Origin of the sequence: Mycobacterium sp. NPDC050041 (assembly GCF_049541695.1) — a bacterium.
In the GTDB taxonomy this organism is placed as follows: domain Bacteria; phylum Actinomycetota; class Actinomycetes; order Mycobacteriales; family Mycobacteriaceae; genus Mycobacterium.
This window is the reverse complement of sequence record NZ_JBMVDG010000003.1, coordinates 722,753-737,246: the sequence shown is the minus strand read 5'-3', so window position 1 is coordinate 737,246 and position 14,494 is coordinate 722,753. Positions and strand designations below refer to the sequence as shown.

13 protein-coding genes are annotated in these 14,494 nt (G+C 70.1%); 6 read left to right on the top strand and 7 right to left on the bottom strand.

Going from position 1 to position 14,494, the window contains the following annotated elements; all coding sequences use genetic code 11:
* Nucleotides 1-71 precede the first annotated feature (71 nt).
* The 4 genes from ACPCHZ_RS13965 to ACPCHZ_RS13950 form a co-directional block, all read right to left on the bottom strand.
* Nucleotides 72-941: a cyclopropane mycolic acid synthase family methyltransferase gene (locus tag ACPCHZ_RS13965; RefSeq protein ID WP_423485387.1), complete on the bottom strand. Its 870-nt coding sequence runs from the start codon at nt 939-941 to the stop codon at nt 72-74.
* Nucleotides 942-1,070: 129 nt separating this feature from the next.
* Nucleotides 1,071-1,976: an alpha/beta fold hydrolase gene (locus tag ACPCHZ_RS13960; RefSeq protein ID WP_423485252.1), complete on the bottom strand. Its 906-nt coding sequence runs from the start codon at nt 1,974-1,976 to the stop codon at nt 1,071-1,073.
* The gene (locus tag ACPCHZ_RS13955) at nt 1,976-3,373 is read right to left on the bottom strand and encodes an ABC1 kinase family protein (RefSeq protein WP_423485251.1); all 1,398 of its coding nucleotides are present in this window, start codon (nt 3,371-3,373) and stop codon (nt 1,976-1,978) included. Before ACPCHZ_RS13955 ends, ACPCHZ_RS13960 begins: the two co-directional genes overlap by 1 nt.
* Nucleotides 3,374-3,493: 120 nt before the next feature.
* The gene (locus tag ACPCHZ_RS13950; protein ID WP_423485386.1) at nt 3,494-4,495 is read right to left on the bottom strand and encodes an oxygenase MpaB family protein; all 1,002 of its coding nucleotides are present in this window, start codon (nt 4,493-4,495) and stop codon (nt 3,494-3,496) included.
* A gap of 93 nt (nt 4,496-4,588) precedes the next feature.
* Here ACPCHZ_RS13950 and ACPCHZ_RS13945 point away from each other — a divergent pair, with 93 nt between their 5' ends.
* Nucleotides 4,589-5,188, top strand: a complete 600-nt coding sequence (locus ACPCHZ_RS13945; protein ID WP_423485250.1) for a TetR/AcrR family transcriptional regulator — start codon at nt 4,589-4,591, stop codon at nt 5,186-5,188.
* Between the two features lie 3 nt (nt 5,189-5,191).
* Here the strand turns inward: ACPCHZ_RS13945 and ACPCHZ_RS13940 are convergent, their stop codons facing one another.
* Nucleotides 5,192-5,794, bottom strand: coding sequence for a DinB family protein (locus ACPCHZ_RS13940; RefSeq protein ID WP_423485249.1), 603 nt, complete (start codon nt 5,792-5,794; stop codon nt 5,192-5,194).
* Between the two features lie 4 nt (nt 5,795-5,798).
* Nucleotides 5,799-6,338 (bottom strand): DinB family protein, encoded by a 540-nt coding sequence (locus ACPCHZ_RS13935; protein ID WP_423485248.1) that lies wholly within the window; start codon nt 6,336-6,338, stop codon nt 5,799-5,801.
* Between the two features lie 62 nt (nt 6,339-6,400).
* Between ACPCHZ_RS13935 and ACPCHZ_RS13930 the strand changes: the two genes are divergently transcribed.
* Nucleotides 6,401-7,363: a helix-turn-helix transcriptional regulator gene (locus ACPCHZ_RS13930; protein ID WP_423485247.1), complete on the top strand. Its 963-nt coding sequence runs from the start codon at nt 6,401-6,403 to the stop codon at nt 7,361-7,363.
* Here ACPCHZ_RS13930 and ACPCHZ_RS13925 read toward each other — a convergent pair.
* On the bottom strand, nt 7,356-7,904 hold the full coding sequence (locus tag ACPCHZ_RS13925) for a nucleotidyltransferase (protein WP_423485246.1): 549 nt from the start codon (nt 7,902-7,904) through the stop codon (nt 7,356-7,358). The two genes, ACPCHZ_RS13930 and ACPCHZ_RS13925, sit on opposite strands and share 8 nt — an antisense overlap.
* 50 nt (nt 7,905-7,954) lie before the next feature.
* On the opposite strand from ACPCHZ_RS13925, the gene ACPCHZ_RS13920 reads away from it, so the two are divergent.
* The 4 genes from ACPCHZ_RS13920 to ACPCHZ_RS13905 are packed head-to-tail and all read left to right on the top strand — an operon-like array spanning nt 7,955 to nt 14,440.
* On the top strand, nt 7,955-8,722 hold the full coding sequence (locus ACPCHZ_RS13920; protein WP_423485245.1) for an endonuclease/exonuclease/phosphatase family protein: 768 nt from the start codon (nt 7,955-7,957) through the stop codon (nt 8,720-8,722).
* Between the two features lie 17 nt (nt 8,723-8,739).
* Nucleotides 8,740-12,927, top strand: coding sequence for an NEW3 domain-containing protein (locus ACPCHZ_RS13915; protein WP_423485244.1), 4,188 nt, complete (start codon nt 8,740-8,742; stop codon nt 12,925-12,927).
* Nucleotides 12,924-13,532 (top strand): DUF7158 domain-containing protein, encoded by a 609-nt coding sequence (locus ACPCHZ_RS13910; protein ID WP_423485243.1) that lies wholly within the window; start codon nt 12,924-12,926, stop codon nt 13,530-13,532. The genes ACPCHZ_RS13915 and ACPCHZ_RS13910 overlap by 4 nt, the downstream gene beginning before the upstream one ends.
* A complete protein-coding gene (locus ACPCHZ_RS13905) occupies nt 13,532-14,440 on the top strand; it encodes an ROK family protein (RefSeq protein ID WP_423485242.1) in 909 nt (302 codons plus the stop codon). Before ACPCHZ_RS13910 ends, ACPCHZ_RS13905 begins: the two co-directional genes overlap by 1 nt.
* Nucleotides 14,441-14,494 lie beyond the last annotated feature (54 nt).

Here is a 14,494-nt window from a genome sequence, read left to right as displayed (position 1 = left end):
ACACCCGGCGACGACCCGGTGTCTGGAGTCGTCGACCAGCTAGTAATCAGGAGTTTGCTGGTTGTTGAAGATCACTTCTCCAGCGTGAACTGGCAAACGTCGACGTAACCCTTCCGGAACGCGTCCGCGCAGCCGGTCAGATAGTGCATGTAGCGGTCGTAGACCTCTTCGGACTGGATGGCGATCGCCTGGTCCCGGCGGGCCTCGAGCGCGTCGGCCCAGCAGTCCAGCGTCTTGGCGTAGTGCGGCTGCAACGACTGGGTGCGGGTGAGGTTGAAGCCGGCCTTGGCGCCGTGCTCGCCGACGAGTTCGATGGTCGGCAGGTAACCGCCCGGGAAGATCTCGGTGATGATGAACTTGATGAACCGCGCGACCGAGAACGTCAGCGGGATCTTGCGTTCCACCATCTGCGGAATGGTCAGCGCGGTGATCGTGTGCAGCAGCATCACGCCGTCGTCGGGCAGCGCCCGGTAGGCCATGGCGAAGAAGTCGTCCCAGCGGTCCTTGCCGAAGTGCTCGAACGCGCCGATCGACACGATGCGGTCCACCGGCTGGTCGAACTCCTCCCAGCCCTGCAGCAGCACGGTTTTCGACCGCGGGCTGTCGGACTCGGCGAACACCCGCTCGACGTGCGAGTGCTGGTTCTTGCTCAGGGTGAGGCCGATGACGTTGACGTCGTACTTCTCGACCGCGCGCATCATCGTGGCGCCCCAGCCGCAGCCGACGTCGAGCAGCGTCATCCCGGGCTGCAGGCCCAGCTTGCCCAGTGCCAGATCGACTTTGGCCCGCTGGGCCTCCTCGAGCGTCATGTCGTCACGCTCGAAGTAGGCGCAGCTGTAGGTCTGCGAAGGGTCGAGGAAAAGCCGGAAGAAGTCGTCGGACAGGTCGTAGTGTGCCTGGACGTCCTCGAAGTGCGGCTTCAGTTTGCCCGAAGGGGCCATGGTCATGCCTTTCTGGCCGTTCTGGGCTTCGCCGGCGTCTTCGATGACGCTGCAACGAGCCCCTGCGCTCGACAGCGGATCGTATCCGATTCGCCCGTCGCGGGCCGAATCGAGAAGTGCCGCCGCTGCTCAGGCACGCTCGGCGAAAGTGGTCTTCAACTCGCCGACCACGTCGTCCCAGAGTTCTTTGGGGAGCTCGTGACCCATGCCGTCGAACAGCACCAGACGCGCCCCCGGAATGGTCCGCGCGATGATCCGTCCGCCTGAGGGGCGCATCAATTTGTCGGCCTTACCGTGCATGACCACTGTCGGCGCGGTGATCTGCCGATCGTAGTGGCGCAGGCTGCCGCTTCCGGTGATCGCATTGAACTGCCGGGCGATGCCCTGCGGATAGAACGCTCGGTCGTAGAACGCGACGGCGTCGGCGCGCAGATCCTCGTCGGAGGAGCGGTAGCCGGGGCTGCCTATGATCTTGCTCACCCGGATCGAGTTCTCGATGATGACGTCGCGCGGAGAGTTCGGCGACGGGCCCGTGATCACCGCGAGCAGCTGCCGCGGACCGGGCGGCGGCAGGCACGCTTGGTTGTTGCTGGAGAAGATGACGGCCAACGTCTTGGTGCGCTCCGCGTGGCGGGCGGCGAAGATCTGCGCGATCATGCCGCCCATCGAGGCGCCCACGATGTGTGCCCGGTCGATGCCCAGGTGGTCCAGAAGCGCGGCGGCGTCGTCGGCCATGTCCTCGAGCGTGTAGACCGACGGGCTGCGGAGCCCCAGGAAGGACCGCACCATGTTGCCGACCTGCGAACCCTTGGTCCGGCGGCCGTCGAGGTGGGTGGACAGCCCGACGTCGCGGTTGTCGAACCGGATCACCCGAAGGCCCTGGTCGACGAGCTTCTGGCAGAAACCCTCGCGCCAGAAGATCAGCTGCGCGCCCAGGCCCATGACCAGCAGGACTGCCGGATCGTTCGGGTCGCCCATGTCCTCGTAGAAGATCTCGACCTCACCTGAGGACGCCTTGCCGGATCGGATCTCCATCACGCCTCGACCTCTTCTGTTGTCTGCTCCTCGCGCGAGCGCTCGTCGACGGTCTTCTCTTTGTGCTCGCGGCTGATGTCCACCATGAAGTTGGCGAAATACCCGGTCAGCTGCGGGTCGCTCATCATCTGCCACTTCGGTGCGAGCAGCTTCATGTAGCGCTCGACGTAGAGGAACTGCTTGCCGATCAGCACCAGCTCACGGGGCAGCTTGACGTCGTAGGCGTCGGCCAGGGTGGAGAGCTGCTTGCCGATCTCGGCGTAGCTCATGTCGCCGAGTGACTTCATGGTCAGCGGCGTGGCGAACTTCTCCAGGTCCTTGGCGGCCTCGGCCTCCGGCTTCATGGTGCCGACGGCGCCCATCAGCACGACGATCTTGCCCGCCGCGGCGTGGTCCTTCGTGACCAGCAGCGCGTAGACGAGCTCGCGCAGCAGCCAGCGTGTCCGCGGGTCGATGCGGCCCATGATGCCGAAGTCGAGGAACACGATCTTGCCCTCGTCGTCGACGAAGAGATTGCCCGCGTGCAGGTCGCCGTGGAACAGCCCGTGCTTGAGGCCGCCCTCGAAGACGCTGAACAGCAGTGCCTTGACCAATTCGGTGCCATCGAAGCCCTGCTTGCGGATCGCGGCGGCGTCGTCGATGCGCACGCCCGTCACGCGCTCCATGGTCAGCACCCGCTCGCTGGTCAGGTCCCAGTAGACCTGCGGCACCCGAATGTTCTCGCCGAGGGGGGAGGTGTGCATGTGCGACACCCACGCGTCCATCGACTGCGCCTCGAGCCGGAAGTCGAGCTCCTCGGCGAGGTTGTCGGCGAAGTCGGCGACCACGTCCTGGGCGCTGAGCCGCTGGCCGAGCTTGGCGAACTCGACCAGGCGGGCGCCGCGCTTGAGGATCTGCAGGTCGGCGGCGACGCGGCGGCGGATCCCTGGCCGCTGCACCTTGACCACGACCTCCTCGCCGGTGTGCAGCGTCGCGTAGTGCACCTGAGCGATCGACGCGGAGGCGAAGGGGGTGGTGTCGAAGGACTTGAACAGCGTTGCCGGATCGCCTCCGAGTTCCTCGCGCAGCAGCTTGGCCACCTCGTCGGCGTTCGCCGGAGGCACCCGGTCGAGCAGGCTGCGGAACTCCCGGGACAGCGGTTCGCCGAAGGCGCCGGGACTCGACGCGATGATCTGGCCGAACTTGACGTAGGTGGGTCCGAGGTCGGCGAACGTCTGGGGAATCTGCTTGACGACCTTCTCTTGCAGGGACCCGCGGCCCGCCAGCTTGCTGACGACGCGTGCGCCGGTGCGGGTGATCTGCCAACCGGTGACGCCGACGCGGGCGGCCTCCATGGGCAGCGGCACCCGGTCCAGCTTGGCGACCTCGCGGTGCTGGGTCTTTCGCGTGACACTCATAACCGCCAGTGTCTCAAAATCGGCGAGCAGGCGAAAAAGCGTGTGCAGCGGGTCACAGCGCCGACACGCAGCCGTCTTGTGCACGGAAGGCTCGGGGGAGCCCGGGGGCTCCCGCGGAGTTCAGGCGAAGGTGCGCTCGATCTCGGCTCGGCTGCGCCGAGGGTCGCTGCCCAGCACATACGCCGGCTCGGTGTGCGGCGCCAGCGCGGGGTCGACGCCGCCGGCGAGCCGCGCCTTGGCCTGCTCGAACTCCGGCGCCGGGCCGGCGGCGGTGTGCAGGCCGTTGATCGCCGTCCACACCATCGCGCGCCGCGCGGCCCGTTCCACGGGGTGGGGGTTGCGGTGCTGGATCAGCTCTTTCCCCCACCGCGGCATGGTGTCGCGCACCGCCCAGTTCAGCGCGCTCTGCGGCATCGGCAGGTTCGGGCCGGTGGCCAGTGCCGCGCCATGGGTGACCGCGAGCCGGGGCAGATAAGACTTCAGGCACTCGAGTGTGTCGGCCTTCGTCGACGGCAGATCGGTGCCGCCGAGCGCGTGCCCGACGCGGACGAACTCGCCGTAGTAGCGGTCGATCGCCCTGCCGCGCAACGGGTTCGGATGGTAGAGCTGGTGTGCGGTGGCGATGCCCCAGACCACGGTTGCGTAGTTCCAGCGCAGCCAGTCGGGATCGTCGGCGTCGTAGGGGAGACCGTCGGGCCGCACGCCCTTGATGGTGTGGTGCATGGACCGCACCGTGGTGGCCAGCCGTTCTGCGGTGTCGGTGGAGCCGTAGGCGGTGCCGATGAAGAAGGCCACCGAGTGGCCGAGCCGCACCGAGGCGCCCTTCGGGTCGATCTCGGGCCGCGCCACCCCGTCGGCGTCGCGCTTCACCAGACGGGAATGGTGCATCCCCATCCAGTAGATCGACGGGTCGAGGCGCTCCATGTACGCCGCGCACTGCAGGCCGAAGATCATCGCCTCGAGGTGGGAGTGCACGTGCCACACCGCGCTGCCGGGCCCGAACCAGCCGGGGTCGCCCGCAGGCCCGGCGAATTCCATCCCGCGGAAGAAGTGCCTCCGGACGTCCTGGTTGAACTGGCGCTTGAGCCGGTTCTCGACGATCTGTTGGGGAAGCAGGTCCATGGTCGGCCCTCCGGGTCTGGTCACGAGTGTGACCAGATTAGCGTCTGGGCACGGTTGTGACCAGATTTGCCGGATCGGTCGTAGGCTGGTCCGATGTCGAGCCCCACCCGCTGGGCCGGTGTGCCGCTCACCGACCGGCGCGTCGAGCGCCGCGGCCTGCTGGTCGATGCGGCGTTCCGGCTGTTCGGCGACGGCGGTGAGTCGGCCGTGTCGGTGCGGTCGGTGTGCCGCGAGTGCGGGCTGAACACCCGCTACTTCTACGAGAGCTTCCCCGACGTCGACGACCTGCTCGGTGCCGTCTACGACAAGGTGAGTGAACAGCTCACCGCCGACGTGGCAGCCGCGATGGCGCGCGCCGGTGATTCGCTGCGCGACCGCACCCGCGCCGGCATCGCCGCGGTGCTGGGTTTCGGTTCGGCCGACCCGCGCCGCGGCCGTGTGCTGTTCACCGACGCGCGGGCCAACCCGGTGCTGGCCGCCCGACGGGAGGCGGCCGTCGACCTGCTCCTCGAACTCGTGCTGACCGAGGGCTGGCGGTTGCAGCCCGGCACCGACCCGGTGGCCGCGCGCGTCGGTGCGGCGATGTACACCGGGGCGATGGCCGAACTCGCCCAGCAGTGGCTGACCGGCCGCCTCGGCGACGACCTCGACGCCGTGGTGGACCAGGCCCTGCGCCTGGTCCTCGACCGGTAGGGGTCAGGCCACCGTCGGCGGGCGCCACCGCGGCGCCCAGTCGGTCTCCGGCCACTCTTCGCGAGCGGCCATCAACTCGTACATCGTTGCGCCGTCAACGGATTCACGGATGATGTCGGCGTGGCCCGCGTGCCGGGCGAGTTCCTCGATGAGGTGCATCGCCACCCAGCGCACCGACCAGTGATCGATGTCCTGCGGAAACCACGGGACATTGCGCGGTACGGGCACGAGGGCGTCGAGGTCCTTCTCCCCGAAGACCCGCAGGATCTCGGCGTTCTGCGCCTTCAACTCGTCGAGCAGTTCCTCCAGCGTCTCGTCCTCACGCATCACGTATTGATCCTGGTACTCGGCCATCTGCTCCTCCATCGGCCGCGGGTCGGGCGGCGGGAAATCGGGAGCATGGGTGGCGCGCTCGGTCCAGCCCTTCTGCACCCCGGCGGCGTGTTTGACCAGCCCGCCGATCGACAGCGCACTGACCGACGGCGTGGCGCGGGCCTGCTCGTCGGTCAGGCCGTACGCCGCGGACAGGAAGGCGTTCTGCTGGAACGCGAGGAATTCGATCAGAGCCTGTCGTTCGTCGGCAACGGGCGGTGGCATTCCGGGCATCGGGTCAGGCCTCTTTCGTCTGGGTGGAGTGTGCGTAAAGATCGCGGATGCAGGCGATTTCGGCGCCGTGGTGGATGACCTCCCGGTTGATGTGCAGCACCAATTCCGCCATCGAGCGTTCAGCGTAGGGCCCTTCGGCGGGGCCGCACGGCCGGTCGAGACCATCGTCGCCGAGTGTGCGCACCCCGTCGATCCAATTCCGGTAGGCCTCGTCGAGTTGGCGCAGCGCCGTGGCGGCATCGGTGGCGTAGGCCCAGGATTCGTAGTCGGCGGGCGGACCGCCGAAGTGATTGTGGTTGCGCACGGCGAACACACCGACGATGACGTGGGCCAGCCGCCAGGCGATCGTGGTGAACGGCTCCGGCTGTGGGGGCGGATAGCTGAAGTCGATGCCGCCGTCGCGGTGCACCGTCCAGCAGCCGGGTACCGGCTCCCAGAAGTACTCGTCGTCGGTGAGTCGGTCGAGGCGCGGGCGCAGTGCGTTGGTCCAGTGGTATTCGAGCTGATCGGTCAGGACCGAGTTCAGGCTGGTTCGCGTATCCATGGCATCAGCCTCGCAGCGTTATAGGACTGTTTCGGTCCTAAGAGTGCGGCACGATGGTGAACATGGCGGAAACGACGAGCCGAGTGCTCCAACTCCTGGGCCTGTTGCAGGGCCGGCGGGTGTGGACCGGCGACGAGCTCGCCGACCGGCTGGGAGTGACAGCCCGGTGCGTGCGCCGCGACGTCGACCGGCTGCGGGAGCTCGGCTACCCGGTGCACGCCAGCAAGGGCCACGGCGGCGGATACCAACTGGGCGCCGGGGCGGCGTTGCCGCCGCTGCTGCTCGATCCCGAAGAGGCCGTCGCGATGGCGGTCTGCCTGCGGTTGGCCGCGGGCGGCAGTGTCGCCGGTGTCGGCGAGTCGGCGCTGCGCGCGCTGAGCAAGCTGGATCAGGTGATGCCGGCGCGGCTGCGCTCGCAGGTGTCGGCGGTGCACGAGGCGACGGTGACGCTGACGTCGGGCACCTCGGACACCCCGGTCGAACCCGACGTGCTGATGACGCTCGCGAGGGCCTGCCGGGACCGCGAGCACGTCACCGCCGGCTACGTCGACCGGGCGGGCACCGCCACCTCACGCAGGCTCGAGCCCTACCAACTGGTCACCACCGGGCGGCGCTGGTATCTGCTCGCCTTCGACCGCGACCGGCAGGACTGGCGCAGCCTGCGGCTGGACCGGATGGCCGACGTCCGCGCGCTCGGCAGCACGTTCGCCGCGCGTGACGCGCCCGACGCCGCCGACTACGTGCGACGGGCGATCAGCACATCGCCCTACCGCTACGTCGCCCGGATCCGCTTCGCGGCATCCGAAGAGACTCTGCGACAACATTTCTCGGATGCATCGGCGGTCGTCGAGGCCGACGGGCCGGACGCCTGCATCGTCACGGCGGGCGCCGACGACCCCGCGCGCATGGCGGTGTACTTCGCGATGGTGGGTGTCGACTTCGAGGTGCTGGAGCCGCCGGAGGTGGCCGAGGCGGCGGCGGTGGTCGCCGACCGGTTGCGCCGCGCCGCCGGAGGAGTCAGATGAGGTCCAGCCGCTCGATGAGATACAGGAACGAGGCGGCGAACGGGCTGTCGGCGGTGTCGGCGCGCACGCGGTCCCAGTCGACCTGCTCGCGGACCGCACGCACCGCGGGCAGCAACGCGGCGAAGTCGCAGCGGTGTTCGTTGAGCGAGTTGAGTTTCTCGATCAGCACATGGGTGGGTGGCAGCACGCGCATCCTGATCGCGAGCACGTCGAGTTCCTCTCCGGCCTCGACGGTGTGGTGCTTGACCGGGACGCCGTTGAGCGCGTGCAACACGTCGATGACGAAGTCGCTGCCGACGCAGGCCTTGAACAACCAGTCCTCGGGCGTGCGTTCGATCCGGAATCCGGCTTTCTCCAGTGTCGACGCCGCGGCCTCGGTGTCCGGTTCGGCGACCACGAAGTCCACATCGTGGACGGGTTCGGGCCCGCCGTACGCCCACAGCGCATAGCTGCCTGCCAGCGCGAAGTCGGGTCCGTCCGCCCGCAGTGCGGACGCCGCGCGCCGTAGCGCGTCGCGTAGGTCGTCGTTTCGTGCAGCCAAGGATCTACTTTCAGGTGTCTGCGGTCAGCCGGTGCGGGTAACAAGTACCCATGCGGATGGCCACCTTCAACATTCTGCACGGACGCAGTTTGCGTCACGGCGACGTCGACCTCGGACGGCTGGCCGATGCCGTGCGGGAACTCGACCCCGACATCCTTGCGCTGCAGGAGGTGGATTTCGACCAGCCGCGGTCGGGAAAGGCCGACCTGACCGCCGTCGCGGCCGAGGCGATGCGTGCGGTCAGCCACCGGTTCGTCGCCGCCATCGCCGGTACCCCCGGCGCGACCTGGATGGCGGCCACCGGCCGCGAACAGCCCGGCACGGCGGCCTACGGCATCGCGCTGCTGTCCCGGTTTCCGGCCGAGACATGGCAGGTGGTCCGGCTGCCGCGGATTCCGGTGCGGTTCCCGATGTACCTGCCCGGCCCCAACCGCGTGCAGATCGTCAACGAGGAACCGCGCGCGGCGATGATCGGCAGGCTCGACACGCCGCTCGGACCGCTCACCGTCGCCAACACCCACCTGTCGTTCGTGCCGGGCTGGAACCGGGCGCAGATGCGGCGGCTGGTGCGCGACCTGCGTGGGTTCGACGGGCCGCGGGTGCTGATGGGTGACCTCAACATGACCCCGCCCACCCCGAGCCGCTGGTCGGGATTCCGGCCGCTCGGCGCGGCGCTGACATTCCCGGTTGAACAGCCCGACCGCCAGCTCGACCACATCCTGACTGACGACCACACACTGCGCGTCGACCGCGCCTTCGATGTCGCACTGCCGATATCGGATCACCGCGCGCTTGTCGTCGACATTTCCCGAGGCTGACGCCGTAGGGTGCGGTGGTGCACGTCACCTCCGCGGAGTCGACGGAGCTGTTCGCCGGGCCGCCCGGCGCGCCGCTGCAGATCGTCCGTGTGAGCTACACCGGCGGCGGCGCTGGACTGATCGCCGTCGAGGGCGACCGGTTGGCCGGCGAGGTGCACGTCGCGTCCACCGACGGCACCGCCGAGGTACCGGTCGCGGTTGAGGATCCGGTGCCCGGCGAGCAGCGCGCCGCGAAGGCGGGGGACACCGAATTCGTCTTCACCGTCGCCGAACCCGGCTGGACGATGCACATGATCAGCCACTTCCACTACGACCCGGTGTGGTGGAACACCCAGGCCGCCTACACCAGTCAGTGGACCGAGGACCCGCCGGGGCGATGCAGGCAGACGCACAGTTTCGACCTGGTCGCCGCCCACCTGGAGATGGCGCGTCGTGAACCGGAGTACAAGTTCGTCCTCGCGGAGGTCGACTACCTCAAGCCGTACTGGGACACCCACCCCGAGGACCGCGCCGACCTGCGCGCGATGATCGCCGACGGCCGCGTCGAGGTGATGGGCGGAACCTACAACGAGCCGAACACCAACCTCACCAGCGCCGAGACGACGATCCGTAACTTCGTGTGTGGTACCGGTTTTCAGCGCGATGTGCTCGGCGCCGGCCCCGCCACCGCATGGCAGCTCGACGCGTTCGGCCACGATCCGCAGTTCCCCGGCATGGCCGCCGACGCCGGCCTGACGTCGAGTTCCTGGGCGCGCGGCCCGCACCACCAGTGGGGTCCGATGGCCGACGACGGCGATCCCGAACGCATGCAGTTCAGCAGTGAGTTCGAATGGATCGCGCCGTCCGGGCGGGGACTGCTCACGCACTACATGCCGGCCCACTACGCGGCCGGCTGGTGGATGGACTCCGCCCCGTCGCTGGCCGAGGCGGAGGCCGCCACACTCGACCTGTTCACGAAGCTGAAACGGGTCGCGTTGACCCGCAACGTGTTACTGCCCGTCGGCACCGACTACACCCCGCCCAACAAGTGGGTCACCCAGATCCACCGCGACTGGGCGGCCCGCTACTGCTGGCCGCGGTTCGTCTGCGCCCTGCCCAGCGAGTTCTTCGCCGCCGTCCGTGCCGAACTGAGCGATCGCGGGGTCGAACCGTCGCCGCAGACCCGCGACATGAACCCGATCTACACCGGCAAGGACGTGTCGTACATCGACACGAAGCAGGCCAACCGCGCCGCCGAGGACGCCGTGCTCGACGCCGAACGCTTCGCGGTGTTCGCCGGGCTGGTGGGCGGCGCGACCTACCCCGAGGCGGCGCTGGCCAAGGCCTGGGTGCAGCTGGCCTACGGCGCCCACCACGACGCCATCACCGGCTCGGAATCCGACCAGGTCTACCTCGACCTGCTGACGGGCTGGCGCGATGCGTGGCAACTCGGCACCACCGTGCGTGACAACGCGCTGATGCTGCTCTCGCAGACCGTCAGCGATCACACCGGACCCGACGGGCGGTCGGTCGTGGTGTGGAACACGTTGACCCACAACCGGGATGACGTGGTCACGGTGCGACTCACCGAGCCAGTCGGTGCCGGTGTGCGCGTGCTCGACACCGACGGCGCCGACGTGCAGGCACTCGTCGAGGACGGCGGTCACACGGTCAGCTGGCTCGCCCGGGACATGCCGTCGCTGGGATGGCGGTCCTACCGGCTGGCGGACGCCGCGCCAACCGCGACGTGGGAGGCGATGCCGGACAACACCATCGGCAACGAGCACTACCGGGTACGGGTCGACCCCGCGCGCGGCGGAGGGGTGACGTCCCTCGTCGAGACGGAATCGGGGCGGGAACTCATCGCGGCGGGCGCGGTCGGCAACGAACTCGCCGTCTACGACGAGTATCCCGCGCATCCGAAATCGGGTGAGGGACCGTGGCATCTGCTGCCCAGCGGACCGGTGGCCGGATCGTCGGCGTCGTCCGCCGAGGTGACCACGCTGCGCAGTGCCCTGGGTGAGCGGATCATGGTGCGCGGCAACGTGCCCGGTGTACTCCGCTACACCCAGACGCTGACCCTGTGGCGCGGTGTCGCCCGGGTGGACTGCCGCACCACGATCGACGAGTTCACCGGTGCCGACAAGCTGCTGCGGCTGCGCTGGCCGTGCCCGGTGCCCGGAGCGCTGCCGGTCAGCGAGGTGGCCGACGCGGTGATCGGCCGCGGCTTCGGACTGCTGCACGACCGCGGCGCCGACACCGCCGTCGACTCCGCGCGGCATCCGTGGACGCTGGACAACCCGGCATACGGCTGGTTCGGCCTGTCGTCGGCGGTACGGGTGCGGATCGGCGCGCAGGTGTACCCGGTCGGGGTCGCCGAGGTGGTCACCCCGGCCGAGTCTGCCAGCGGCCGGACCGCCCGCGACCTGATCGTCGCGCTGGCCCGCGCCGGTGTGACCGCGACCTGCAGCGGCGCCGACAAGCCCCGCTACGGCGACCTGGCCGTCGACTCGAATCTGCCCGACACCCGGATCGCACTCGGCGGCCCGGACGAGAATGCTTTCACCGCAACGGTTCTGAATGCCGCCGACCCGTCCTACAGCGAGGAGTTCGAGCGACAGCTGCGGGCGACGGGTGCGGCGCGCGTGTGGGTGCCCGCCGCCGAACCGCTGACGACCGCCTGGGTGCCCGGCGCCGACCTGCGCGCCGTGCAGGCGCTACCGGTGCTGGTCGTCGCGGGCCCGGGCGCCGTCGCCGCACTGGTCGACGACCTGGACGACGCCGAGATCACCGTCGAGCAACAGGCCGCCGTCACTGCGGCGCCCTTCGAGTCGCACACCGTGGCGGTGCTCAACCGCGGTGTTCCCGGCTTCGCCGTCGACACCGACGGCACCCTGCACACCTCGCTGATGCGGTCGTGCACCGGCTGGCCGTCGGGCACCTGGATCGACCCGCCGCGGCGCACCGCGCCCGACGGTTCGAACTTCCAGCTGCAGCACTGGACGCACACGTTCGACTACGCCCTCGTATCCGGAGCCGGCGACTGGCGCGATGCGGGCATACCCGCTCGCAGCGCCGCGTTCTCGCACCCGCTGCTCGCCGTCGCCGGTCACGGCGAGCCCGACGGCGGACTGCCGCCGTGGGGGTCGCTGCTGACGGTCGAACCCGCAGCCTCGGTGACCCTCGGGGCGCTCAAGGCGGCGGGCAACCCGCTGGCCGCAGGCAGCGTGCGGCCTGCCGACCCGTCGACGGGTGTGGTGCTCCGGCTCGTCGAAACACGCGGCGGCACCGCGGATGTGGTGTTGCACTCGGGGCTGCGCACGGTGTCGGACGCCACCCGCGTCGACCTGCTCGAAGAGCCCCTCGGCCCGTCGTCCGACAGCGACCGGCTGCGGTTGCACGGGTTCGAGATCGCGACGGTCTCGACGCGGCTCAACCTGCCGCGGGTGCTGGACGGCGAGCCGACGGCGCTGGTGTCGGAAGCCGAGGCCGCCCAGCCGCTGTTCGCGAGGTACTGGCTGCACAACCGCGGGCCCGCTCCGCTCGGCGGGCTGCCTGCCGTCGCCCACCTGCACCCCGACCGCATTATCGGCGAACCGGGCTCCGCGGTGCGGCTGCGGCTCACCGCCGCCAGCGACTGCACCGACGCAGCGCTGCACGGCCACGTCCGGCTCGTCATGCCCACCGGCTGGACGGCCGAGCCCGCCGAGTTGCCGTTCGTGCTCCCGGCGGGCGAGCACCTGGCCGCCGACGTCGTCGTGCGTGTGCCCACCGAGGCCGGGCCCGGTGTGTACCCGGTGCGCGCCGAGCTGGCCGTCACCGGCGCGGACGTCGGTCACATACCCGAATCATGGCGCCAGACAGTCGAAGACGTCTGCATCGTCGAAGTCGGCCCGGTCCCGGACACCGGCCTGCTGCGACTGGTCGTCGAACCGTCGCCGGTCGACATCGTCGCGGGGGAATTCGCGACGCTGTCGGTGACCGTGGGGTCGAATGCGCTCGCGGGGCTGTCCGTCGAGGCGCACCTGATCAGTCCGTGGGGGACGTGGGAGTGGATGGGGCCTGCCGCGCTGGGCGCCGACGTGCCTGCGTCGGGCTCGGTAGAGCTGTCGTTCGACGTGCGACCGCCGGTCTGGGTCGACCCGGGCGGGTGGTGGGCGCTGATCCGCGTCGCGGGTGCGGGTCGGCTGCTGTACACACCCGCGGTGAAGGTGGTGATCCGATGAGCGTCGCCGCGACCGTCGGTGGCGGCACCGTGCGCACCGAGGAGATCGACGAGCGCGAAGCCCTGCTGCGCGCCCGCACGCCCGCGTCGGCCCTGCCGAGGCCCGGCACGAGTGAAGGCCGCCAACTGCGCCGCTGGCTCACCCAGCTGCTGGTGACCGAGCGGGTGGTGGCGGCCGAGGCGCAGGCGCGCGGGCTGACCGCAGACCGGGCCCCCGGCGAGGCGGATGTGTTGCCGGACAACGCGGCCCGCCTCGACATCGGCAGCGTGGCCGCGGCCGTGCTGGCCGACCCGCTGGCGCGGGCGGTGTTCGCCGACGTCACCGCTGGAATCGTCGTTTCGCCCGCGGAGGTGGCGGATTACCACGTGCGCAACCCGATGCGCTTCGCGGACTCCGCGGGCGGGCCCGGCTGGCATTCCCGCCCCGCGGCGGCGCCGGCGCTGTCCGCGGTCAGGCCGGCGATCGAGGCGCATCTGCTGGCCGCCGCCCGGCGCAGGGCGTTCCGGCACTGGCTCGACGCCCGGCGCGCCGAACTCGTCCGCCTCGCACCGGGATACGAGCACCCCGGTGACCCCCGCCAACCCGACAACACCCACCGCCACTGATGGGACCTCTGACGATGGCGCTCGACATCGGCGGCACGAAGATCGCCGCGGGCCTCGTCGACGACGAGGGCACGCTGGTGCACCAGGCGAAGCTCCCGACGCCACGCACCGACGCCGAGGCGATCTGGAACGTCGTGGACGAACTGATCGACGGCGCACTCGCTGCGGCGGGCGGCGGTGTCCGCGGCGTCGGCGTCGCCTCGGCCGGTCCGATCGACCTGCCTGCCGGCACCGTCAGCCCCATCAACATCACGCTGTGGCAACGCTTTCCGATCGTCGAGCGGGTCGCCGCCGTCACCGGCGCCCCGGTGCGTCTCGGAGGTGACGGCCTCTGCATGGCGATGGGGGAACGGTGGCGCGGCGCGGGCCAGGGCGCGCAGTTCCTGCTCGGCATGGTGGTGTCGACCGGGGTGGGCGGCGGGCTCGTGCTCGACGGAGCGCCCTACGACGGTCGCAGCGGCAACGCCGGGCACGTCGGCCACGTGGTCGTGGATCCGGAGGGCGCGCTGTGCTCGTGCGGGGGACACGGCTGTGTGGAGACCGTCGCCGCCGGTCCGCGGATGGCCCGGTGGGCCCGCGAGCACGGCTGGGATGCGCCGCCCGAAGCCGACGCGAAGGAACTCGCCGACGCCGTCGTCGCGGGCGATCCCGTGGCCCAACGGGCCTTCCGACGCGGCGCGACCGCCGTCGCGGCGATGATCGCGTCGGTGGCCGCGGTGTGCGATCTCGACCTCGTCGTCATCGGCGGTGGCGTCGCCAAGTCCGGTCCGCTGCTCTTCGACCCGGTGCGCGAGGCGCTGACCCACTACGCCGGCCTGGACTTCCTGCGCGCAGTCCGGGTGCTGCCCGCGCAGCTCGGCGGCGACGCGGGGCTGGTGGGCGCGGCCGCTCTGCTGCGGGACGCCTGAGATGCCTGCCACCGGGGCCTCACGCGGAATAGAGCCGCTCCCGCGGGTGTCATA